The 22,163-nt window shown below is 68.8% G+C and carries 20 protein-coding genes; 13 read left to right on the top strand and 7 right to left on the bottom strand.

The window, feature by feature from the left end:
- Both A3AG_RS31405 and A3AG_RS0105710 read right to left on the bottom strand, forming a co-directional pair.
- Positions 1 to 301 (bottom strand): NAD-dependent epimerase/dehydratase family protein (locus tag A3AG_RS31405; protein WP_035847967.1); only part of this gene is annotated, 301 nt, incomplete at its 3' end.
- Positions 302 to 304: 3 nt separating this feature from the next.
- Entirely contained in the window at positions 305 to 2,098 is a 1,794-nt protein-coding gene (locus tag A3AG_RS0105710) for a glycosyltransferase family 39 protein (protein WP_035847970.1), read from the bottom strand.
- Positions 2,099 to 2,333: 235 nt separating this feature from the next.
- On the opposite strand from A3AG_RS0105710, the gene A3AG_RS0105705 reads away from it, so the two are divergent.
- Both A3AG_RS0105705 and A3AG_RS0105700 read left to right on the top strand, forming a co-directional pair.
- On the top strand, positions 2,334 to 3,005 hold the full coding sequence (locus tag A3AG_RS0105705) for a response regulator (protein WP_018004493.1): 672 nt from the start codon (positions 2,334 to 2,336) through the stop codon (positions 3,003 to 3,005).
- Positions 3,002 to 4,372: an ATP-binding protein gene (locus A3AG_RS0105700; protein WP_018004492.1), complete on the top strand. Its 1,371-nt coding sequence runs from the start codon at positions 3,002 to 3,004 to the stop codon at positions 4,370 to 4,372. Before A3AG_RS0105705 ends, A3AG_RS0105700 begins: the two co-directional genes overlap by 4 nt.
- Before the next feature lie 57 nt (positions 4,373 to 4,429).
- Here the strand turns inward: A3AG_RS0105700 and A3AG_RS0105695 are convergent, their stop codons facing one another.
- Complete coding sequence (locus tag A3AG_RS0105695; protein ID WP_018004491.1) at positions 4,430 to 6,790, bottom strand: Tex family protein; 2,361 nt, start codon at positions 6,788 to 6,790, stop codon at positions 4,430 to 4,432.
- Between the two features lie 166 nt (positions 6,791 to 6,956).
- On the opposite strand from A3AG_RS0105695, the gene A3AG_RS0105690 reads away from it, so the two are divergent.
- From A3AG_RS0105690 to A3AG_RS0105680, 3 genes are all read left to right on the top strand, one after another.
- Positions 6,957 to 7,751, top strand: a complete 795-nt coding sequence (locus A3AG_RS0105690) for a hypothetical protein (RefSeq protein ID WP_018004490.1) — start codon at positions 6,957 to 6,959, stop codon at positions 7,749 to 7,751.
- A gap of 32 nt (positions 7,752 to 7,783) precedes the next feature.
- Positions 7,784 to 7,987, top strand: a complete 204-nt coding sequence (locus tag A3AG_RS0105685; RefSeq protein ID WP_018004489.1) for a DUF465 domain-containing protein — start codon at positions 7,784 to 7,786, stop codon at positions 7,985 to 7,987.
- 76 nt (positions 7,988 to 8,063) lie between these two features.
- Positions 8,064 to 10,238: a DNA repair helicase YoaA gene (locus tag A3AG_RS0105680; protein WP_018004488.1), complete on the top strand. Its 2,175-nt coding sequence runs from the start codon at positions 8,064 to 8,066 to the stop codon at positions 10,236 to 10,238.
- A 90-nt stretch (positions 10,239 to 10,328) separates the two neighbouring features.
- Here A3AG_RS0105680 and A3AG_RS0105675 read toward each other — a convergent pair whose 3' ends face one another.
- Positions 10,329 to 11,159, bottom strand: a complete 831-nt coding sequence (locus A3AG_RS0105675; protein WP_018004487.1) for an outer membrane protein assembly factor BamD — start codon at positions 11,157 to 11,159, stop codon at positions 10,329 to 10,331.
- A 17-nt stretch (positions 11,160 to 11,176) separates the two neighbouring features.
- Between A3AG_RS0105675 and A3AG_RS0105670 the strand changes: the two genes are divergently transcribed.
- Positions 11,177 to 12,433, top strand: a complete 1,257-nt coding sequence (locus A3AG_RS0105670) for an RluA family pseudouridine synthase (RefSeq protein ID WP_018004486.1) — start codon at positions 11,177 to 11,179, stop codon at positions 12,431 to 12,433.
- Entirely contained in the window at positions 12,417 to 13,220 is an 804-nt protein-coding gene (gene pgeF / locus A3AG_RS0105665) for a peptidoglycan editing factor PgeF (RefSeq protein ID WP_018004485.1), read from the top strand. Before A3AG_RS0105670 ends, pgeF begins: the two co-directional genes overlap by 17 nt.
- A 12-nt stretch (positions 13,221 to 13,232) precedes the next feature.
- Here the strand turns inward: pgeF and A3AG_RS0105660 are convergent, their stop codons facing one another.
- Positions 13,233 to 13,460: a hypothetical protein gene (locus A3AG_RS0105660; RefSeq protein ID WP_018004484.1), complete on the bottom strand. Its 228-nt coding sequence runs from the start codon at positions 13,458 to 13,460 to the stop codon at positions 13,233 to 13,235.
- A gap of 446 nt (positions 13,461 to 13,906) precedes the next feature.
- Between A3AG_RS0105660 and phaC the strand changes: the two genes are divergently transcribed.
- The 4 genes from phaC to phaR all read left to right on the top strand — a co-directional run bounded on the left by phaC (position 13,907) and on the right by phaR (position 18,735).
- Positions 13,907 to 15,688 carry a class I poly(R)-hydroxyalkanoic acid synthase gene (gene phaC / locus A3AG_RS0105655; RefSeq protein WP_018004483.1) on the top strand — a complete coding sequence of 594 codons (1,782 nt, stop codon included), beginning with the start codon at positions 13,907 to 13,909 and terminating at the stop codon, positions 15,686 to 15,688.
- A gap of 80 nt (positions 15,689 to 15,768) precedes the next feature.
- Positions 15,769 to 16,950: an acetyl-CoA C-acetyltransferase gene (locus tag A3AG_RS0105650; RefSeq protein WP_018004482.1), complete on the top strand. Its 1,182-nt coding sequence runs from the start codon at positions 15,769 to 15,771 to the stop codon at positions 16,948 to 16,950.
- A 71-nt stretch (positions 16,951 to 17,021) separates the two neighbouring features.
- On the top strand, positions 17,022 to 17,762 hold the full coding sequence (locus tag A3AG_RS0105645; protein ID WP_012352634.1) for a 3-ketoacyl-ACP reductase: 741 nt from the start codon (positions 17,022 to 17,024) through the stop codon (positions 17,760 to 17,762).
- Positions 17,763 to 18,183: 421 nt separating this feature from the next.
- Positions 18,184 to 18,735, top strand: a complete 552-nt coding sequence (gene phaR / locus A3AG_RS0105640; protein ID WP_018004481.1) for a polyhydroxyalkanoate synthesis repressor PhaR — start codon at positions 18,184 to 18,186, stop codon at positions 18,733 to 18,735.
- Positions 18,736 to 18,789: 54 nt separating this feature from the next.
- On the opposite strand, the gene A3AG_RS0105635 is transcribed toward phaR, so the two are convergent.
- On the bottom strand, positions 18,790 to 19,080 hold the full coding sequence (locus tag A3AG_RS0105635; protein ID WP_018004480.1) for an addiction module antidote protein: 291 nt from the start codon (positions 19,078 to 19,080) through the stop codon (positions 18,790 to 18,792).
- Positions 19,077 to 19,382 (bottom strand): type II toxin-antitoxin system RelE/ParE family toxin, encoded by a 306-nt coding sequence (locus A3AG_RS0105630; protein ID WP_018004479.1) that lies wholly within the window; start codon positions 19,380 to 19,382, stop codon positions 19,077 to 19,079. The genes A3AG_RS0105635 and A3AG_RS0105630 overlap by 4 nt, the downstream gene beginning before the upstream one ends.
- 221 nt (positions 19,383 to 19,603) lie before the next feature.
- Here A3AG_RS0105630 and A3AG_RS0105625 point away from each other — a divergent pair, with 221 nt between their 5' ends.
- Positions 19,604 to 20,560, top strand: coding sequence for a tRNA dihydrouridine synthase (locus A3AG_RS0105625; protein WP_018004478.1), 957 nt, complete (start codon positions 19,604 to 19,606; stop codon positions 20,558 to 20,560).
- Positions 20,561 to 20,718: 158 nt separating this feature from the next.
- Positions 20,719 to 22,098, top strand: a complete 1,380-nt coding sequence (gene rimO / locus A3AG_RS0105620) for a 30S ribosomal protein S12 methylthiotransferase RimO (RefSeq protein WP_051073483.1) — start codon at positions 20,719 to 20,721, stop codon at positions 22,096 to 22,098.
- Positions 22,099 to 22,163: the final 65 nt, after the last annotated feature.

Below are 22,163 nucleotides of genomic sequence, written 5' to 3'. Positions count from 1 at the left end.
TGGCCTCGAAGTCCAGCTCGAACACGCGCAGCGGCTGGCGCACGTAGGTGGCCGGGGTGGCGATGGCGACCAGCGGCAGCACCACGTCGCACTTGCGGATGTTGTACTCGATCCACTCCTTGTTGATGGTGATGTCGCCCTCGAAGAAGTGCATGCGCGGNTGGTCGACGAGGTCGCCCAGGCGGTCCGTGTTCATGTCCATGCCGTAGACCTGCCACGGCGTGGTTTCCAGGATGCGGCGCGTCAGGTGGTGGCCGATGAAGCCGTTGACGCCGAGGATCAGTACTTTCTTGACTTGCATGCGTTAGGGAGTGGCAGGGTCGGAAACAAGCCGGCGCGTCTGGCGCTCGCCGGCCAAGGCAAAGTTGGACACCGCGACGCGGCGCCAGTCGCGCGCGATCACATGCATCGGCACGCGCGCGGCCAGTTCGGCAAACGTTGCCGGCGCCAGCAGCGCGACGGCGCGCGGGCCATGCTGCCAGGCGTCGACGAAGGCATCGACGGTCGGCACCCACTTGTACGGCTCTTGCGCGGCGCCGAAGTCCAGTTCGTCGGCCTGCGCCACCATGGTGAGCGGATGGCGCAGGTAGAACGGCAGCGTATGGTCGAGCAAGCCGACGCCGTACAGCGGCATGCCGGGCCGCAGCACGCGCCCGATCGGCGCCACCAGGTCGATGCCGGAGGCCGCACGGCCGATCGCTTCATGGCCCAGCAGCGCGGCGGAGAAAGTCAGCAGCATGCCGAACGCATAGCCCGTGACACTGGCCATGCGGCCGCGGCGCCGCTGCAGCCATAGTGCGGCGGCGGCACTCGCCATCAGCAGCGCGCACGCCAGCGCGACCCACGGCGCATAGGCGCGGTACAGCGCATTGGGCATGTGGTTGGCATCGAGCGTGGCTACCCACGGGCTCGCCAGCACGCCGAGCGCGCCGACGGCCAGCATGGCGCGCAATTGCCAGGCCCAGGCTTCATCGCCGGCCCGCGTCAGCGCCACGCCGGCCAGGATGCCGAGCGCGGGGAACATCGGCACGATGTAGCCCGGCAGCTTGGAGCCGGACAGGCTGAAGAACACAAAGATGGCCAGCGCCCACAGCCCGGCCATCAGCGCCGGCTGGAAGGGCGCACCGGCGCCGGCTGGGCTGTCCACGCCGGCGCGCTGCATGACCGCGCGCACCATGCCCGGCAGCAGGCCCAGCCAGGGCAGGAAGCCGCCGGCCAGCAGTGGCACGAAGTACCACGGCGCGCCGGGGCGCGCGTGCGCGGTCGAGGTATAGCGCTGCCAGTGCTCGTGGATAAAGAAGAAGCGCAGGAATTCCGGGTTGCGCCGTGCCACCAGCCAGTACCACGGCACCGCCACCAGCAGCATCAGCGCAAGCCCGGCCGGCGCATGCAGGCGCCGCCACAGGACCAGGTCGCGCGTCACGGCGGTGTAGAGCACCAGCACCAGCCCCGGCAGCGCCACGCCGACCAGTCCCTTGGTCAGCACCGCCACGCCCATGGCCGTCCAGCACGCCAGCATCCAGCGGCGGCGCGCGGCCGGCGTCGCCGCCGGATGCTGCGCCAGCAGCAGGCTGGCCAGCACGCACGCCATGGCGCCGGACAGCGTCATGTCGAGCGTGTTGAAATGCGCCGCGACGTTCCACATTGGCGCGCCGGCCAGCACCAGCCCGGCCATTACCCCGGCGCGCGCACCGAACCAGCGTGCGGCCGCCAGCATCGCCGCCCCCAGCCCCACGGCGCCAGCCAGCGCCACGCACAGCCGCGCCTGCCAGTCGCCAATGCCGAACAGCGCGTACGACACCGCCGTCATCCACATGTGGAACGGCGGCTTCTCGAAGTACTTCAGGCCGTCGTAGCGGATCGTGACCCAGTCGCCGCTGCCCAGCATCTCGCGGGCGATCTCGGCATAGCGGCCTTCGTCGGGGCCCAGCAGGTGGCGCATGCCGAGCGTGCCGAACCACAGCAGCGCGAATGCCATCACCACCAGCATCGGCACCAGCGCCGGCATCCCGGCGGCGCGCGTCGCATGCCCTGGCATGGCGGCCCGGGCAGGGAGCAGGCCGGGCGCGGCGGCAAGGCGGTCGGGATGGTGCGGCATGCGGGAACGGAACAGCATGGCGGAACAGGGTGGCGCGGCTAAGGGGCACGCGGCAAGTGGCGAGCGGGCCGGGGCAGGCGGACCAGCCATGTCCACGCCGGCGAGGCGCGCCGCGTTGTACGGGCAGGCAATTGAAAGGTGAGCGGAGCATAATCCGCGAACCTTAATGGCACATTAAGCGGCACATTAAGCGGCGCGCGCACCACGCCGTGATACCTCCAGGCCACTCGAGAACATGAGACTCCTGATTGTTGAAGACGACCCGATGCTGGGCGACGGCCTGCGGCGCGGCCTGCAGCTGCTCGATTACGCGGTCGACTGGTTCCGCAACGGCGCCGACGCCGACCATGCGCTCGGCCTGGCCCACTACGATGCCGTGGTGCTCGACCTGGGCCTGCCCGGCGAGGACGGCATGACGTTGCTCGGGCGCTGGCGCGCGCGCGGCAGTCGCATCCCGGTGATCGTGCTGACCGCGCGCGATGCCGTCGACAGCCGCATCGGCGGGCTCGATGCCGGTGCCGACGACTACCTGGTCAAGCCGGTTGCGCTCGATGAGCTGGCGGCGCGGCTGCGCGCGGTCACGCGCCGCGCGGCGGGCATGTCCGCGCCGGTGTGGCAGCACGGCGCGCTGGCCTTCCACCCGGCCGCGCGCCAGGCGTACTGGCAGGGCAAGCCGGTGGAACTGACCAGCCGCGAAGCCATGCTGCTGGAGCTGCTGCTGGCGCATCCCAACCGGCTGCTGACGCGCGAGGTGCTGCGCGACAAGCTCTATGACTGGCAGGGCGGCATCGAGAGCAACGCGCTCGAAGTCCATATCCACCACCTGCGCCGCAAGATCCATCCGAAGATCGTGCGCACCTTCCGCGGCGCCGGCTACACGCTGGGCGCGGCCGAGGACTGCGCATGACGCTGCAGCGCAGGCTGGTGCTGGCGGTGCTGGTGGTGGCGCCGGTGGTATGGCTGTTGACACTGGGCATGACCTACGTGCGCGCCCGGCACGAGATCAACGAGCTCTATGACACCGACATGGTGCGCATGGCGCTGCAGATGCAGTCGGTGGTGCCGCTGGTCGACATCGGTGCCGGCCTGTCGCGTGCGCGCGTGCCGCGGCTGGATGAGGGAGATCTGGGCGATGCCGGGCTGGGCGACCTCGCCATCGCTGCCTGGCTGCCCGACGGCAAGCCGCTGCACATCGATCCGGACGGCGACAAGCTGCCGCGCGCCGAAGGCGTCAAGGGCTTTACCGACGTCACGCTGGAGCGCCAGCGCTGGCGGCTCTATTACCTCGACGATGCCGATACCGGCTGGCGCGTGTGCGTGGGCCAGCAGCTGGGCGAGCGCAATGAGCTGATCCTGTCCTACATCGCCGCGCAGGTGTTGCCGTGGGCGGTGGGCCTGCCGCTGCTGATCGCCCTGCTGATCGGCTTCATGCGGCGCGCGATGGCGCCGGTGCGCATGCTGTCGGCGGATATCGAAGCGCGCGCCGCTGATGACCGCCGACCGCTCAGCCTCGCCGCCGTGCCGGGCGAACTGGTGCCGCTGGTGCACGCGATGAACCGGCTGCTGGCGCGCGTTTCCGATTCGATCGAGCACGAGCGGCGCCTGACCGCCGATGCCGCGCACGAGATGCGCACGCCGCTGGCGGCGCTCAAGGCGCAGTGGGAAATCGCCGAGCGCTCGCCCGACCGCGACGAACGCGCGCTGGCGCGGGCCAATGTCGCCGCCGGCATCGACCGCATCGGCCGGCTGGTGTCGCAGCTGCTGACACTGAGCCGGCTCGAGGATGCCGCCGGGCTGCCGTCGCGTCAGCCGGTCAACTGGGTGCCGGTGGCACAGCAGGCGCTGTCCGACTGCCTGGCGCTGGCGCAGCACAAGCAGGTCGACGTGGAGCTGGCCTGGCCGCCACCGGGCCAGGCCGCGTTGCCGGTGGCGGGCGATCCCGCGCTGCTGTCGCTGCTGCTGCGCAACCTGCTCGACAATGCGATCCGCTACAGCCCGCCGGGCGCGCTGGTGCTGGTCGATTTCCGCCCCGACAGCATCACCGTGCGCGACCAGGGGCCCGGCGTCGCGCCGGAGCTGCTGGCGCGCCTGGGCGACCGCTTCTTCCGCGGCGACGGGCAGCGCGAGCAGGGCCACGGCCTGGGCATTTCCATCGCGCGGCGGGTGGCGCGGCTGCATGGGCTGGAGATGGCGTTTGCCAACCGCGTGGACGCAGCCCCGGGCGCAGCGGGCAGCGCCCAGGGCCTGGCCGTGCGCATCGTCCACGGCGGCTGAAAAGACAACGCCCCGCACGGTTGCCCGTGCGGGGCGTTGTGTCCGAAGCAGGCGCGCTCAGCGCTTGAGCTTGGCGAAGGCGGCGGCCATGGCGCCGGCCGGCTCCGGCTCGCGGCGGCCGCCGCCGAAGCCCTTGCCGCCACCGTTGCGCTGACCGCCACGGTCGCCGCCGCGGTCACCACCACCCGCGCGCGCCACGGCCTGGCCGGGCTCGTCGTCGAGCCGCATCGACAGGCCGATGCGGTTGCGCTTGACGTCGACCTCCATCACCTTGACCTTGACGATCTGGCCGGCCTTGACCACTTCATGCGCGTCCTTGACGAACTTGTTCGACAGCGCCGAGATATGGACCAGGCCGTCCTGGTGCACGCCGATATCGACAAACGCGCCGAACGCGGCCACGTTGGTGACCACGCCTTCGAGCACCATGCCGGGCTGCAGGTCCTTGACGTCCTCCACGCCTTCCTGGAAGGTCGCGGTCCTGAACTCGGGGCGCGGGTCGCGGCCGGGCTTTTCCAGCTCGGACAGGATGTCACGCACGGTGGGCAGGCCGAATGATTCGTCGGTGAACGTTTCCGGCGCCAGGCCGCGCAGCGCCTCGCGGTTGCCCATCACATCGCGCAGGCCCTTCTTGACGTGGTCCAGGATGCGCTGCACCACCGGGTACGCTTCCGGGTGCACCGACGAGCGGTCGAGCGGATTGTCGCCGTCGTTGATGCGCAGGAAGCCGGCTGCCTGCTCGAAGGTCTTGTCGCCCAGGCGCGGCACCTGCTTCAGCGCATTGCGGTTGGCGAAGGCGCCGTTGGCGTCGCGGAACTCGACGATATTGCGCGCCAGCACTGCATTCAGGCCCGACACGCGCGCCAGCAGCGGCGCCGAGGCGGTGTTGACGTCGACGCCCACGGCATTGACGCAGTCCTCGACCACTGCGTCGAGCGCGCGCGCCAGCTCGCGCTGGTTGACGTCGTGCTGGTACTGGCCCACGCCGATCGACTTGGGATCGATCTTGACCAGCTCGGCGAGCGGATCCTGCAACCGGCGCGCGATCGACACCGCCCCGCGCAGCGACACATCCAGGTCCGGGAATTCCTTGGCGGCCAGCTCGGACGCCGAATAGACCGACGCGCCGGCTTCGCTGACCACGATCTTGGTCAGCTTGAGCTCGGGCATCTGCTTCATCAGGTCCTGCACCAGCTTGTCGGTCTCGCGGCTGGCGGTGCCGTTGCCGATCGAGACCAGCGCCACGTTGTGCTGCCTTGCCAGGCGCGCCAGCGCGGCGAGCGAGCCGTTCCAGTCGCGGCGCGGCTCGTGCGGATAGATGGTGGCGGTCTCCAGCAGCTTGCCGGTGCTGTCCACCACGGCCACCTTGCAGCCGGTGCGGATGCCCGGGTCGATGCCCATCACCGCCTTGGGACCGGCCGGCGCCGCCAGCAGCAGTTCATGCAGGTTGCGGCCGAACACCTTGATGGCCTCGCTCTCGGCGCTCTCGCGCAGCTGCGTCAGCAGCTCGGTCTCCAGGTGCGGCTGCACCTTGACGCGCCAGCACCAGCGGCACACGTCGCCCAGCCATTTGTCGGCCGGGCGGCCCAGCTGCTGGATGCCGACATGGCGCGCAATCATGCCTTCGCACGGGTGCGGCACCAGCGCGTCCTGCTCTTCGCCCAGGCCCAGCTTGACCATCAGCACGCCGGCATTGCGGCCGCGGAACAGCGCCAGCGCGCGATGCGACGGCACCGTGCGCAGGGTCTCGCTGTAGTTGTAGTAGTCGCGGAACTTTTCTTCTTCCGCGGTTTCCTTGCCTTCCATCACCGACGAGGCGACCACGCCGTGGTTCCACAGGTGCTCGCGCAGCTTGCCCAGCAGTTCCGCGGTTTCGCCGAACTGCTCGGACAGGATGTCGCGCGCGCCGTCCAGCGCCGCCTTGACGTCGGGCACGCCGCCGTCGGCGGTGGGGTTGCCGTTGACGTACTTCGCCGCCTCGGCCTGCGGGTCGAGCGTGGGATCCGCCAGCAACGCCAGCGCCAGCGGCTCCAGCCCGCATTCGCGCGCGATCTGCGCGCGGGTGCGGCGCTTGGGCTTGTAGGGCAGGTAAAGGTCTTCCAGCGCCTGCTTGGTCTGCGCCGCCTCGATCGCGGCCTGCAGCTCGGGCGTGAGCTTGCCTTGCTCCTCGATCGACGCGAGGATCGCGGCGCGGCGGTCTTCCATGTCGCGCAGGTACAGCAGGCGCTCTTCCAGGTTGCGCAGCTGCGTGTCGTCGAGGTTGCCGGTCACTTCCTTGCGGTAGCGGGCGATGAAGGGAACGGTGGCGCCTTCATCGAGCAGCGCCACGGCCGCGGCCACCTGGCGGGGCTGCACGGACAGTTCGGCCGCGATAAGCGCGACGATCTTTTGCGAGACGGAGGCGGGCAGGTTGGACATCGTGGAACGCAGCGTGAGACGCAGTCAGTCGAAAGCGGGGCATTTTGCCACAAGCGCGCGGGCCTCCGGCGGGGGCGGCGGCGTGGCGCCCGCGGGAGGCGTTGCACGCACGTGCGCACAGGCCCGCGGGCGGGCCGGCGACCGGCCCGGATGCTAGAATCCGGACATGATCGTCAAGTCCCGCCCGGCCGCCGCCAAGGCCAACCCTCCGGCCATGCCAACCTTCGCCAACGTGCCCGAATCCTCCCTGTTGCGCCGCGGCGCCCTGGCTGCCGCAGCCGTGGCGGCCTGTGCCGCGCTGATGCCGATGCGCATGGCGCAGGCGCAGGCTTCGGTGCCCGCCGCGGCGCCCGCTGCCGCCGGTGCGCGCGACTTTGCCGCCGAGCGCAAGGCCATCGGCGATTCGCGCGCGTGGACCAACTACCGCTTCGCCGCCGCCGAGCGCGAGTGCTACAGCAAGTTCTTCGTCACCCGCTGCATCGACAACGCCAAGGAAATCCAGCGCGAGGAGCTGCAGGTGCTGCGCAAGCGCGAGCTGGAAGTGGGCGAGGCCGAGCGCGCCCACCGCGCCGCCGAGCGCGACCGCGAACAGGCCCTGCGCCGCGCCGAGTTCGAGGCCAGCCAGCCGCAGCGCGCGGCCAGCGAGCAGTCCAGCCGCGCGGCGTTCGAGAAAAAGCAGCAGGAACAGCAGCTGCGCGATGCGCAGCGCCAGGCCGAGGCCCCGCAGCGCGCCGCCAACGCGCAGGCCTACGAGAAGAAGCAGTCTGACTTCGATGCCCGCATGCGCGAGGCCCAGCAGAAAGGCGCGGAACAGGCCCGCCAGCGCCAGGAGAACGTGAAGGCATACGAAGCCAAGCAGCGCGACCTCGAACAGCGCCAGAAGGCAGTGGAAGAGCGGCGCGCCAAGGCCAGGGAGCAGCAGCAGGGCCCGGCGTCGGCGCCGCGTCCGTTCGGCTTCTGAGCCCCGGCACGGTGATGGCAGCGGAGGCATAGATGGACAGCAACCTCAATACCCTGGAACGGCGCATCATGGAGCTGCAGATCGAGCACCGCGATCTCGACTTCCTGATCGACCGGCTGGCCGGCGATGTGGTCCATGACGAATTGCAGCTGCGCCGGCTGAAGAAGCGCCGGCTCAAGCTGAAGGACGCCATCACGCTGCTGCAGCTCCAGCTCGAACCCGACGTGCCGGCCTGAGCGCCGTCGCGCCCGGCCCGGCGAGTGCCGAGCGCCGGCGATCGCTGCCCGCAGCCCATACAACATTCCCCCTGCCTTGTCCGATCTTCCCGATTCCCCCCAGTTGTCACTGGACAGCGACCCGAGCGACGCCGCGGCGCCCACCCCTGCCGCGCCCACCCCTGCCGCGCCCGCCGATGCCGGCGCCAGCCGCGGCGCCGAGCTGGCCACCATCTTCGCCGATACCGGCACGCTGGCCCAGGCCATTCCCGGCTACCGCCCGCGTGCGTCGCAGCACAAGATGGCCGAGGCCGTCGCCGGCGCGATCGCGCAGAATGATTCCGTGATCGTCGAAGCCGGCACCGGCACCGGCAAGACCTACGCCTACCTGGTGCCGGCGATGCTGTGGGGCGGCAAGGTGATCCTGTCCACCGGCACCAAGAACCTGCAGGACCAGCTGTTCCTGCGCGACATCCCCACCGTGCGCCACGCGCTCAATGTGCCGGTCTCGGTGGCGCTGCTCAAGGGCCGCGCCAACTACGTGTGCCACTACCACCTGGAACGCGCGCAGGCGGGCGGGCGCCTGGCCTCGCGCCAGGATGCGGCGTGGCTGCGCGAGATCGGGCGCTTCATCAAGGAGACCGCCACCGGCGACAAGGCGGAGCTGGCGTCGGTGCCCGAGAACGCGCCCGTGTGGCAGATGGTGACCTCCACACGCGACAACTGCCTCGGCTCGGAATGCCCGCATTACAAGGACTGCTTCGTCATGCGCGCGCGCAAGGAAGCGCAGCAGGCCGACGTGGTGGTGGTCAACCACCACCTGTTCTTTGCCGACGTGGTGCTGCGCGATACCGGCATGGCCGAGCTGCTGCCCGCCGCCAACACCGTGATCTTCGACGAAGCGCACCAGCTGCCCGAGACCGCCACGCTGTTCTTCGGCGAGACGCTGTCGACCAGCCAGCTGCTGGAGATCGCGCGCGATACCGTGGCCGAAGGCCTGTCGCACGCGCGCGATGCGGTCGACTGGGTGGCGCTGGCCGCGCCGCTGGAGCGCGCCGCGCGCGACCTGCGCCTGGCCTTCAGCAAGGACAATGCGCGCCTGGCGCTGGGCCAGATCGAGGCCGACCGCCGCATCGCCGAACCCTTCAACGAGACCCTCGATGCGCTCGACGCGGCGCTGTCGGATTTCGTGGGGATGCTCGAAAGCCAGGCCGAGCGCGCCGAATCGCTGCAGCAATGCCACCGCCGCGCGCTCGAGCTGGCCAACAAGCTGGCCGCCTGGCGCACCGATGCCCCGGCCGCGCCGGTAACTCAGCCACAGCAGGGCGAGGAGCAGGGCGACGCCGCGGCGGCGGCCGGCCCGGAGACGGTGCGCTGGGTCGAAGTGTTCTCGCACACCGTGCAGCTGCACCGCACGCCGCTGTCGATCGCGCCGATCTTCACGCGGCAGCGCGGTGGCCAGCCGCGCGCGTGGGTGTTCACCTCGGCGACGCTGTCGGTGAAGGGCAATTTCACCCACTACGCCGCGCAGCTGGGGCTCGACAAGGACCGCTCGCTGACGCTGCCCAGCCCCTTCGATTACGCGCAGCAGGGCCTGCTGTACGTGCCGCGCGACATGCCCGCGCCGCAGTCGCCGCAGTTCACCGACGCGGTGGTGCAGGCGGCGCTGCCGCTGATCGAAGCGGCCGGCGGGCGCACCTTTCTGCTGTGCACCACGCTGCGCGCGGTGCAGCGCGCCTCGGACCTGCTCTACGATGCCTTTGCCGAGCGCGGACTGAACCTGCCGCTGCTGGTGCAGGGCCAGGCCAGCCGTACCGAGCTGCTGGACCGCTTCCGCGAGCTGGGCAACGCGGTGCTGGTCGGCAGCCAGAGCTTCTGGGAAGGCGTGGACGTGCGCGGCGAGGCGCTGTCGCTGGTGATCATCGACAAGCTGCCGTTCGCGCCGCCCGACGATCCGGTGCTGGCCGCACGCATGGAAGTGTTGCAGAAGAAGGGCCTGAGCCCGTTTGCCGTGCACCAGCTGCCACATGCGGTGATCACGCTCAAGCAGGGGGCGGGGCGGCTGATCCGTTCCGAATCGGACCGCGGCGTGCTGGCGATCTTCGACACGCGCCTGGTCGAGAAGCCCTACGGGCGGCAGATCTGGCAAAGCCTGCCGCCGTTCACGCGCACGCGCGAGGCGGCCACCGCGGTGCGCTTCCTGGAGTCGCTGCGCGGCTCGCCCGCCGGGCAGCAGGCCGGAACCAGTGCCGGGGATCCGGCCGAGGACTGATCGCGGCGAACCGCGCCGAACCGCGGCAAAAGAAAAACGGGACGGTCATCCGACACGTCCCGTTTTTTTGTCGCTGCCGGCGCGGCGGCGTCAGAACACTTCCCACCAGGCCTTGTCCTTGCGGCGTGCGCCGTACTTGATGAAGTCGCTCTCCGGGAAGTTCTTCTCCATCACGCGCGCGGTGTCGTCGCGCAGGTCCTTCATGCCCATGGCGTCGTACGAGCGGATCATGATGTACAGCGCCTCTTCGTTGGCGGGGGCCCCGTCGTAGTCCTTCAGCGACTGCTGGGCGCGGTTGACCGCGGCGAGGTAGGCGCCGCGCCGGAAGTAGTAGCGCGCGGCGTGCACTTCATGCTGGGCCAGCGAGTTGACGATGTACTGCATGCGCAGCGTGGCGTCCGGCGTGTACTTGCTTTCCGGGTAGCGCGTGATCAGCGTATGGAAGGCATCGTAGGCGGCGCGCGCGGCCTTGGGATCGCGCTCGCTCAGGTCCTGCCCCGAGAAGCGGCCCAGCCAGCCGAGGTTGTCGTTGAAGTTGATCAGCCCCTTCAGGTAGTAGGCGTAATCGATGGTGGGATGGTTCGGGTGCAGCTGGATGAAGCGGTCCACCGCCGCCAGTGCGGCCGCGGTCTCGCCGTCCTTGTAGTTGGCGTAGGCGGTGTCGATCTGCGCCTGCTGCGCATAGCGGCCGAACGGATAGCGGCCCTCGAGCTTTTCATACAGCTTGACGGCGCGGGTGTAGTCGCCGCCATCCAGGGCATCCTTGGCTTCCGAATATAATTTGTTGGCCGACCAGCCGGCGGTCTCGTCGGGCTGGTCCGCGAGCAGGCCGCATGCCGACAGCATGACGCAGCCGCCTGCGAGCAGAACCGCTCCAATTGTCGTGCGCCAGCGCGCGCGTTTCATGCTCTGCAATTGCATGGGCAATCGTATCCCGGATGAAGAAAAATAGCGTCAAGCATTATAGCCCAAGCCCCCAGCCCAACCCGCAAGCCGGAGATGGCGTGGGAGGACTGCCACCAGAACGGGTGCGCGCGGCCGCGGTGGTGGCCGATTTCGAGGCCAGCGCCGAGGAATTCGACGATGCCGCCGAGGCGCCGTCCGCCGCTGCCGACCCGGCCGTGACCCTGTCGCTGGAGGTGGACAGCGCCTCGCATGGCGAGCGTCTCGATAAATTGCTGGCGCGTCACTTCAGCGAGTTTTCGCGCAGCCGCCTGCAGCAATGGATCGAAAGCGGCGCGGTGCGCGTCGACGGGCAGGTGCGCCGTCCGCGCGACGCGGTGCAGATGGGCAACCGGATCGAGGTCCGGCCGCAGGCCGCGCCGGAATCGTCGGCCTTCGCGCCCGAAGACGTGCCGCTCGACGTGGTCTACGAGGACGACACCCTGCTGGTGATCAACAAGCCCGCCGGGCTGGTGGTGCATCCGGCCGCGGGCAACTGGAGCGGCACCGTGCTCAATGGCCTGCTGCACCGCGACCCCGGTGCCGCGTCGCTCCCGCGCGCGGGCATCGTGCACCGGCTCGACAAGGAGACTTCGGGGCTGATGGTGGTGGCGCGCACGCTGACCGCGCAGACCGACCTGGTGCGGCAGCTGCAGGCGCGCACGGTCAAGCGCACCTACATCGCGCTGGTCTGGGGCCGCACCTATGACGAGGGCACCATCGACGCGCCCATCGGCCGCGACCCGCGCGAGCGCACCCGCATGGCGATCGTGCAGACCGCCAGCGGCAAGCCGTCGCGCACGCATTTCCGCACGCTGGCCACGGTGCCGCTGGGGCGGGGCTTCGTGTCGATGGTGATGTGCAAGCTCGAGACCGGCCGCACCCACCAGATCCGCGTGCATTTCGAATCGATCGGGCATCCGCTGGTGGGCGACCCGGTCTATTTCCGCGCCACCCAGCGCGGCCAGCGCCCCGCGATCCGCGTGCCGCTGCCAGTGCCGTACGAACGCCAGGCGCTGCATGCGTACAAGCTCGGCCTGGTGCATCCGGCCACCGGCAAGCACATGTCGTGGACCGCGCAGCCGCCCGCGGACCTGCAGGCGCTGATCGATGCGCTCGACTTCGAGAGCGCGCAGGCCGACGACGAAGACGAGGCCTGGGACGAAGTGTGGGAAGGCGGCGAGGCCCACTGGGAATACGCCGGCGATGATGACGATGACGACGACGGTGACGGCGATGAGCGCGACGCCTGATCCCGCCTGGCTGGTGCCGGACTGGCCCGCGCCGGCGCGCGTGCGCGCGCTGTCGACCACGCGCCAGGGCGGGGTCAGCCAGGGGCCGTACGGGCTCGCCGGCGGCATGGCGGGCGGGCTGAACCTGGGCACCCACGTGGGCGACGATGCGGCCGACGTCGCGCGCAACCGCGCGCGGCTGGCCGCGTGCCTGCCGTCGATGCCGCAATGGCTGGAACAGGTGCATGGCTGCGCGGTCGCGACCGTCGACCATGTGGCCGCGCCGGGTGAGCCCGTGCCGCAGGCCGATGCGAGCCTGGCACGCACGCCGGGCCATGTCTGCGCCGTGATGACGGCCGATTGCCTGCCGGTGCTGCTGTGCGATGCGCAGGGAACGGTGGTGGGCGCCGCGCATGCGGGCTGGCGCGGCCTGTGCAACGGCGTGATCGAGGCCACGCTGGCGCGGATGCAGGCGGCCGCCGGCGGCGCTGCCGCGCGCTGGCTGGTATGGCTGGGTCCGGCGATCGGCCCCGAGGCCTTCGAGGTCGGTGCCGAGGTGCGCGATGCCTTTCTCGCGCAGGCACGCCCGCAAGAGCAGGCCGCCGTGGCCGCGGCGTTCCGCGCCGGCGCGCCGGGGAAGTACCTTGCCGACATCTATGCACTGGCGCGCACGCGCCTGGCCCGCGCGGGCTGCGTCGATATCCACGGCGGCGATACCTGCACCGTTGCCGATGCCGAGCGCTTTTACTCCTACCGGCGCGACGGGGTGACCGGGCGCATGGCCAGCCTGGTCTGGCTGGCCGACTGAGCGGTCGCGGCCTTACTCGTCCGTGCGCTTTGCCGCCTCGCACGCCGGGACGCTGTGCTCCAGCGCCCGTTCGGCCTCGGCCTTGCGCCGGCGCCGGCCGGGCGTGCCGAGGATGTAGAGCACCAGCGCCACCGGCGCGACCCCATACATCAGGAAGGTGGCGACTCCCGCCACCACGTTGTGCTCGGTGATCGCCATCATCAGCGCCACGTAGAGCCAGCCAATGGCCACGATGTACATCAGAATTTCATCCTTCTCGACTATGCTCGATGGCCTCGGCAGGTGCGTGGGCTGCATTACCGTCCGGTAGGTCGGGCAGCGCGTGGCGCCGGGGCGGATTTCCGCATTGACAGCGCGCGCGTTGCAAGGCAACAATGGCCTCGAATGTCTCGGAATCGCTGACGATTCCCAGGTTTTTCCGGCAAGCATAACGCATGGCGCTGGCAACCAGGGCGCCGCGCCGCCGGATAAAAGGGAGCCGCTATCGGAATGGATGCAAGCCCTGGCCGCAAGGTTGTGCGACCCAGGGTTCCAGGCCAGTTCCAGGGCAGATGTGCCGGCTGACCCTCCCGCTTGGGAAGGGCTCGAGCCGGGTCCATTCGGATAGCATCTCCCCATGCAAAGTGCCGGCCAGGGCAATGCCCGGAGCCGGTTCGAATAGTGACGGCAGAGAGACAAAACTGATCATGGCGACCGGCAAAGGTGCGGCAGCTTCCACGCAGGAAGGCAAGTCCCAACCACCCAAGTTCACGCCGAGGCCATTCGATCCAGCCACCTGGCTGGAATGGTCCCGCCAGTGGCAGGGCACTGAAGGCAACGGCCACGCGGCCGCATCCGGCATGATGGCCGGCATCCCGGGCCTCGATTCGCTGGCGGGCGTCAAGATCGCGCCTGCACAGCTGGCCGACATCCAGCAGCGCTACATGAAGGACTTTGCCGCGCTGTGGCAGGCGCTGGCCGAGGGCAAGGCCGAGGGCACCGGTCCGCTGCACGACCGCCGCTTTGCCGGCGACGCGTGGCGCAACAACGTGCCGTACCGTTACGCCGCCGCTTTCTACCTGCTCAACGCCCGCGCCCTGACCGAGCTCGCCGACGCGGTCGAGGCCGATGCCAAGACCCGCCAGCGCATCCGCTTTGCGATCTCGCAGTGGGTCGATGCGATGTCGCCCGCCAACTTCCTCGCCACCAATCCCGAAGCGCAGCGCCTGCTGATCGAATCGGGCGGCGAATCGCTGCGCGCCGGCGTGCGCAACATGATGGAAGACCTGACGCGCGGCAAGATCTCGCAGACCGACGAGACCGCGTTCGAGGTGGGCCGCAATGTCGCGGTGACCGAAGGCGCGGTGGTCTACGAGAACGAATACTTCCAGCTGCTGCAGTACAAGCCGCTCACCGCCAAGGTCCATGCGCGCCCGCTGCTGATGGTGCCGCCTTGCATCAACAAGTACTACATCCTTGACCTGCAGCCCGAAAGCTCGCTGGTGCGGCATACGGTGGAGCAGGGCCATACGGTGTTTCTGGTGTCGTGGCGCAATCCCGATGCCAGCATGGCGGCGCGCACCTGGGACGACTACATCGAGCACGCCGCCATCCGCGCCATCGAAGTCGCGCGCGACATCAGCGGCGAGGACCAGATCAACGTGCTGGGCTTCTGCGTCGGCGGCACCATCATTTCCACCGCGCTCGCGGTGCTGGCCGCGCGCGGCGAGCATCCGGCGGCCAGCCTGACGCTGCTGACCACGCTGCTGGACTTCGCCGACACCGGCATCCTCGACGTCTTCGTCGACGAGGGCCACGTGCAGCTGCGCGAAGCCACGCTGGGCGGCGGTGCCGGCGCGCCGTGCGCGCTGCTGCGCGGGCTGGAGCTGGCCAACACCTTCTCGTTCCTGCGCCCGAACGACCTGGTGTGGAACTACGTGGTCGACAACTACCTGAAGGGCAATACCCCGGTGCCGTTCGACCTGCTGTTCTGGAACGGCGACGCGACCAACCTGCCGGGGCCGTGGTACTGCTGGTACCTGCGCCACACCTACCTGCAGAACGAGCTCAAGGTGCCCGGCAAGCTAACCGTATGCGATGCGCCGGTGGACCTGGGCAGCATCGACGTGCCGACCTATCTCTACGGCTCGCGCGAGGACCATATCGTGCCGTGGACCGCGGCCTATGCCTCGACCGCGCTGCTGAAGAACAAGCTGCGCTTCGTGCTCGGCGCGTCCGGCCATATCGCCGGCGTGATCAATCCGCCGGCGAAGAAAAAACGCAGCCACTGGACCAACGACGCCTTGCCGGCGTCGCCGCAGCAATGGCTGGCCGGCGCTACCGAGCATCCGGGCAGCTGGTGGCCGGACTGGTCGGCATGGCTGGCCAGCCATGCCGGCGCCAAGCGCGCCGCGCCGGCGGAGTACGGCAACGCGCGCTACCCTGCGATCGAACCCGCGCCTGGGCGATACGTCAAGGCCAAGGCCTGATGCCCGCGCGTCCGCCGGCGTGCGCCTCGCACGGGCGCCGGCGGACCGCGGGTCCCTGATTCCATTGAGAGGACTACACCATGACTGACGTTGTCATCGTATCCGCGGCCCGTACCGCGGTTGGCAAATTTGGCGGCTCGCTGGCGAAGATTCCGGCGCCGGAACTGGGTGCCGTGGTGATCAAGGCCGCGCTCGAGCGCGCCGGCATCCAGCCGGAGCAGGTCAGCGAAGTGATCATGGGCCAGGTGCTGACCGCCGGCTCCGGCCAGAACCCGGCGCGCCAGGCGTCGATCAAGGCCGGCCTGCCGGCGATGGTGCCGGCCATGACCATCAACAAGGTGTGCGGCTCGGGCCTGAAGGCGGTGATGATGGCCGCCAACGCCATCATGGCCGGCGACGCCGAGATCGTGGTCGCCGGCGGCCAGGAAAACATGAGCGCCGCGCCGCACGTGCTGCCGGGCTCGCGCGACGGCTTCCGCATGGGCGACACCAAGCTGGTCGACACCATGATCGTCGACGGCCTGTGGGACGTGTACAACCAGTACCACATGGGCATCACCGCCGAGAACGTGGCCAAGGAATACGGCATCACGCGCGAAGCCCAGGACGAATTCGCGGTGGGCTCGCAGAACAAGGCCGAAGCCGCGCAGAAGGCCGGCAAGTTCGACGAAGAAATCGTGCCGGTGCTGATTCCGCAGCGCAAGGGCGATCCGGTGGCGTTCAAGACCGACGAGTTCGTGCGCCACGGCGCCACGCTGGACAGCATGGCCGGCCTCAAGCCCGCCTTCGACAAGGCCGGTTCCGTGACCGCGGCCAACGCCTCGGGCCTGAACGACGGCGCCGCCGCGGTGGTGGTGATGTCGGCCGCCAAGGCCAAGGAACTGGGCCTGACCCCGCTCGCCACCATCAAGAGCTACGCCAACGCCGGCGTGGACCCGAAGGTGATGGGCATGGGCCCGGTGCCGGCGTCCAAGCGCGCGCTGTCGCGCGCGGGCTGGACCCCGCAGGACCTGGACCTGATGGAAATCAACGAGGCCTTCGCCGCGCAGGCGCTGGCGGTGCACCAGCAGATGGGCTGGGATACCTCCAAGGTCAACGTCAATGGCGGCGCCATCGCCATCGGCCACCCGATCGGCGCGTCGGGCTGCCGTATCCTGGTGACGCTGCTGCACGAAATGAAGCGCCGCGATGCCAAGAAGGGCCTGGCGTCGCTGTGCATCGGCGGCGGCATGGGCGTGGCGCTGGCGGTCGAGCGCAACTAAGAAGGGGTGCGCCGGGCGCGCGCATGGCGCGGCCCGGCGGCAGATAACGAAAAGCCAATCAAGGAGTGGACATGACTCAGCGCATTGCGTATGTGACCGGCGGCATGGGTGGTATCGGGACCGCCATCTGCCAGCGGCTGGCCAGGGATGGCTTTCGCGTGGTGGCCGGCTGCGGCCCCAACTCGCCGCGCCGTGAAAAGTGGCTGGAGCAGCAGAAGGCCCTGGGCTTCGACTTCGTCGCCTCCGAAGGCAACGTGGCGGACTGGGACTCGACCAAGGCGGCCTTCGACAAGGTCAAGGCCGAGGTCGGCGAAGTCGATGTGCTGATCAACAATGCCGGCATCACGCGCGACGTGGTGTTCCGCAAGATGACCCGCGCCGACTGGGATGCGGTGATCGACACCAACCTGACCTCGCTGTTCAACGTCACCAAGCAGGTGATCGACGGCATGGCCGACCGCGGCTGGGGCCGCATCGTCAACATCTCGTCGGTGAACGGGCAGAAGGGCCAGTTCGGCCAGACCAACTACTCCACCGCCAAGGCCGGCCTGCACGGCTTCACCATGGCGCTGGCACAGGAAGTGGCAACCAAGGGCGTGACCGTGAACACGGTGTCGCCGGGCTATATCGCCACCGACATGGTCAAGGCCATCCGCCAGGACGTGCTCGACAAGATCGTCGGCACGATCCCGGTGAAGCGCCTGGGCGAGCCGGAAGAGATCGCCTCGATCTGCGCCTGGCTGGCCTCGGAGGAGTCCGGCTTCTCGACCGGCGCCGACTTCTCGCTCAACGGCGGCCTGCACATGGGCTGACCTGGCGTTCAGCCAGCCCGCGCCGGCGGCCGCGTTTTGCGGTGCAGCCAGCGCGGCGCACAAGGTGGCGGAGTCTGAGTTCCGTCGCCGCTTGCGCGGGCCGTGATGGCCCGCGAATCATTTCCGGCCGTGCGGAATCGGCTCCGCGGCGCGCCCGTCTACCGGGTTTTCCTTAAGCCCGTTCGCTTTTCTTAGTGCTTTGTTGGGCATAGAATCAGGGCAGCGGCGCAGCCGGCACCATAGTCGTGCAGCATGGCCCTCGCGGCGGCGAGACGGCGAGCCGGGGCGCGCAGCCATGCGCGAACAGCCGCAAGACGGCCGGCACGATAACAGCAGATGGCGCGGGCGGTACCGATTTGCGCACTGCACCCCATGCGGTGCAGCAGCGCGCAAACAGCGACGACACAAGGACAGAGCACCGATGGCCACGACCAAAAAAGGCGCAGAGCGACTGATCAAAAAGTATCCCAACCGCAGGCTCTACGATACCCAGACCAGCACCTACATCACCCTGGCCGACGTCAAGCAGCTGGTGATGGATTCCGAGGAATTCAAGGTTGTCGACGCCAAGTCCGGTGACGAACTGACGCGCAGCATCCTGCTGCAGATCATCCTGGAAGAAGAGACCGGCGGCGTACCGATGTTCTCCAGCGCCATGCTGTCGCAGATCATCCGCTTCTACGGCCATGCCATGCAGGGCATGATGGGCACCTACCTGGAAAAGAACATCCAGGCCTTCATCGACATCCAGAACAAGCTCGCCGAGAACTCCAAGGGCCTGTACTCCGGCGAGGCGTTCAGCCCCGACATGTGGTCGCAGTTCATGAACATGCAGGGCCCGATGATGCAGGGCATGATGAGCAACTACATCGAGCAGAGCAAGAACCTGTTCGTGCAGATGCAGGAGCAGATGCAGAACCAGGCCAAGAACATGTTCGGCACGTTCCCGTTCAACCAGCCCGACAAGAAGTAGCAACACGCGGCGGCGGGCCGAGCGCCCGCCGCGCATCCGCCCCAGGGCCGGCGCTCAGCCGGCGCTTGCGTGCAGGCGAATCCCCAGCGCCCGCATCACCTTCCAGATCGTCCCGCATTCCGGATTGCCTTCGCCCGACAGCGAACGGTAGAGGCTTTCGCGCGACAGGCCGGTTTCGCGGGCCAGCCGCGTCATGCCGCGGGCGCGTGCGACCACGCCGAGCGCATAGGCAATGAAGCGATCGTCGTCACCGGCCTGGGCCAGGCAGGCGTCCAGGTAGGTGGCGATTTCTTTCTCGTTGCGCAGTGGTGCTGCCGAATCCCAGGGGTGGGTTGGTTCTTTCATGGCTCACACCAGGTCAAGATTCGCCGCGAGGTGGCGTGGCGGTCGATATCAGCGTGCTCGGTCGACTTGTTGCCGCCGCAGAGAAGGACGACAAGAACTTGGCCGGGTCGCTGAAAATAGATGCGGTAGCCGGGACCATGATCCACCGGCATTTCAAAGAGACCACCGCCAACGGCTTTCACGTCGCCTGGATTTCCGTTCAGCGTGCGGTCGATTCGGACCTGGATGCGAATCCTGGCAGCGTTGTCGCGCAAGGCGGAGTACCAGCGGTCGAACATTTGGGTTGTGCGGATGCCCAGCATACCGCGCCGTAGCCTTTCGGCTACAGGCGTGGAATCACCGATTCCCGAAAAACCGCCCCATCGCAAAGCAGGTAGAATGCGCGCTTTGCCCCCTCCGGGGCCCTGTATCGCATCTTTCAGCGGCGGCTCAGTTTGGGACTCGCCTTGTCTGCGCGGCGTCCCATGTCCCACGTTCTCCAATCTTCCTCTCCGGCGCCGGTGCCCGCGGCGCGGTGCTTGCCATGAGCCGGCTGTTCCTGGCTCCGATGGAAGGGCTTGCCGACTATGTGCTGCGCGATGTGCTGACCGCGACCGGCGGCTACGACGGCTGCGTGTCGGAGTTCGTGCGGGTGACGGGGTCGCTGCTGCCGGCGCGGGTCTATGAGCGCGATACGCCCGAGATCCTGTCCGGCGGCCATACCCGCAGCGGCACGCCGATGGTGATCCAGCTGCTGGGCAGTGATCCCGAGTGGCTGGCGCGCAATGCCGCCTATGCCGCGACCCTGTCGCCGCATGGCATCGACCTGAACTTCGGTTGCCCTGCCAAGGTGGTCAACCGGCATGGCGGCGGCGCGATGCTGCTGGCCAATCCGGCGCTGCTGAACCGGATCGTCGCCTCGGTGCGCGCGGCGGTGCCGGCCAATATTCCGGTGACCGCCAAGATGCGGCTGGGGGTCTCGGATACCGCGCTGGCCATCGATTGCGCCGCCGCGCTGGCCGCAGGCGGCGCGGCTTCGCTGGTGGTGCATGCGCGCACGCGCGACCACGGCTACCGGCCGCCGGCGCACTGGGACTGGATCGCGCGCATTGCCGCGGCCGTGGACATACCCGTGATTGCGAACGGCGAGGTCTGGAGCGTTGCGGACTGGACCCGCTGCCGCGAAGTCAGCGGTTGCGACGACGTCATGATCGGGCGCGGCGCGGTCTCGGATCCGTTTCTCGCCTTGCGCATTCGCGGCCTGATGGACAGCACGCCGTCCGCCGGAGAGTGGCCCCTGGTATTGGGCCAGATCGCGGCGTACCTGGACAAGCTGCATGCGCGCATCGCCTCATGCCACGAGCACGGACGCGTCAAGCTCTGGCTCAGTTATCTCAAGCGGACCTGGCCGCAGGCCGGCGAACTCCATGCGGCGATCCGGCGCATGCAGGACTCGCGGGAGATCGGTCAGGTCCTGCAAGGCCTGTCAAGCGCGGAGTGACGCCGGCGTAACCGTGGCCGGTGCGGATGTCGTGCGTCAGGCGCCGGCAAATTCCGGCAAACGGTTAAAATGCGCGATTGCCTGTTTTGCGCCTGGCGGCCTTGTCTGCGTGACCGACGCTGCGGCTGCCGCGCCTTGCCCCACATTCGGATTCCAACGTGAAAAACCCCTCAGAAGCAACGAACCAGAAAGACCATAGTCCGCGTGTGGGATTCGTTTCCCTTGGCTGCCCGAAAGCGCTGGTCGATTCCGAGCAGATCATCACCCAGCTGCGCGCCGAGGGCTATGCCATCAGCGGGACCTATGACGGCGCCGACCTGGTGGTGGTCAACACCTGCGGCTTTATCGACGAAGCCGTGCAGGAAAGCCTCGACGCGATCGGCGAAGCGCTGACCGAGAACGGCAAGGTCATCGTCACCGGCTGCCTGGGCGCGAAGAAGGACGCCGCCGGCCACGACATCGTGTCGTCGGTGCATCCCAAGGTGCTGGCCGTGACCGGCCCGCACGCCCTCGGTGAGGTGATGCAAGCCGTGCACACGCACCTGCCCAAGCCGCATGACCCGTTCACCGACCTGGTGCCGGCCGCCGGCATCAAGCTCACGCCCAAGCACTACGCCTACCTGAAGATCTCCGAGGGCTGCAACCACCGCTGCTCGTTCTGCATCATCCCGTCGATGCGCGGCGACCTGGTCTCGCGCCCGGTGGCCGAGGTCATGCTCGAGGCCGAAAACCTGTTCAAGGCCGGGGTCAAGGAACTGCTGGTGATCTCGCAGGACACCAGTGCCTACGGCGTCGACGTCAAGTACCGCACCGGCTTCTGGAACGGCCGCCCGCTAAAGACCCGCATGACCGAGCTGGTGGCGGCACTGGGCGAGCTGGCCGCGCAGTACGGCGCCTGGGTGCGCCTGCACTATGTGTACCCGTACCCGCACGTCGACGAGATCATCCCGCTGATGAACAACGGCCACGTGCTGCCTTACCTCGACGTGCCGCTGCAGCACGCGCACCCGGACGTGCTCAAGCGCATGAAGCGCCCGGCCAACGCCGAGAAGACCATGGACCGCATCCGCGCCTGGCGCGAGATCTGTCCGGAACTGACCATCCGCAGCACCTTCATCGCCGGCTTCCCGGGCGAAACGGAGGCCGAATTCCAGACGCTGCTGGACTTCATTGCCGAGGCCGAACTGGACCGCGTCGGCTGCTTCGCCTATTCGCCGGTGGAGGGCGCCACGGCCAACGACCTGCCGGGTGCGCTGCCCGATGAAGTGCGCGAGGAACGCCGCGCCCGCTTCATGGAGGTGGCCGAGGCGGTGTCCACGCGCCGCCTGCAGCGCAAGGTCGGGCAGACCCTGCGCGTGCTGGTCGACGAGGTCAACCAGGACGGCGGCATCGGCCGCTCGTCTGCCGATGCGCCGGAAATCGACGGCCTGGTCTATATCGCGCCGCCACAGCGCACCTCGCAACGCTACCGCGCCGGCGAGTTCGTCGACGTGAAGATCACCGGCGCCGACGGCCACGACCTGTGGGGCGAGGTCTGAGCTAGTCCCGCCGGACGATGCCGGCAAGGCTGCCATTAGGTAAAAGTACGACCGTTCGCTTCGGC

It is taken from the genome of Cupriavidus neocaledonicus (genome assembly GCF_000372525.1).
GTDB lineage: Bacteria > Pseudomonadota > Gammaproteobacteria > Burkholderiales > Burkholderiaceae > Cupriavidus > Cupriavidus neocaledonicus.
This window is presented reverse-complemented; position numbering and strand designations above follow the sequence as displayed.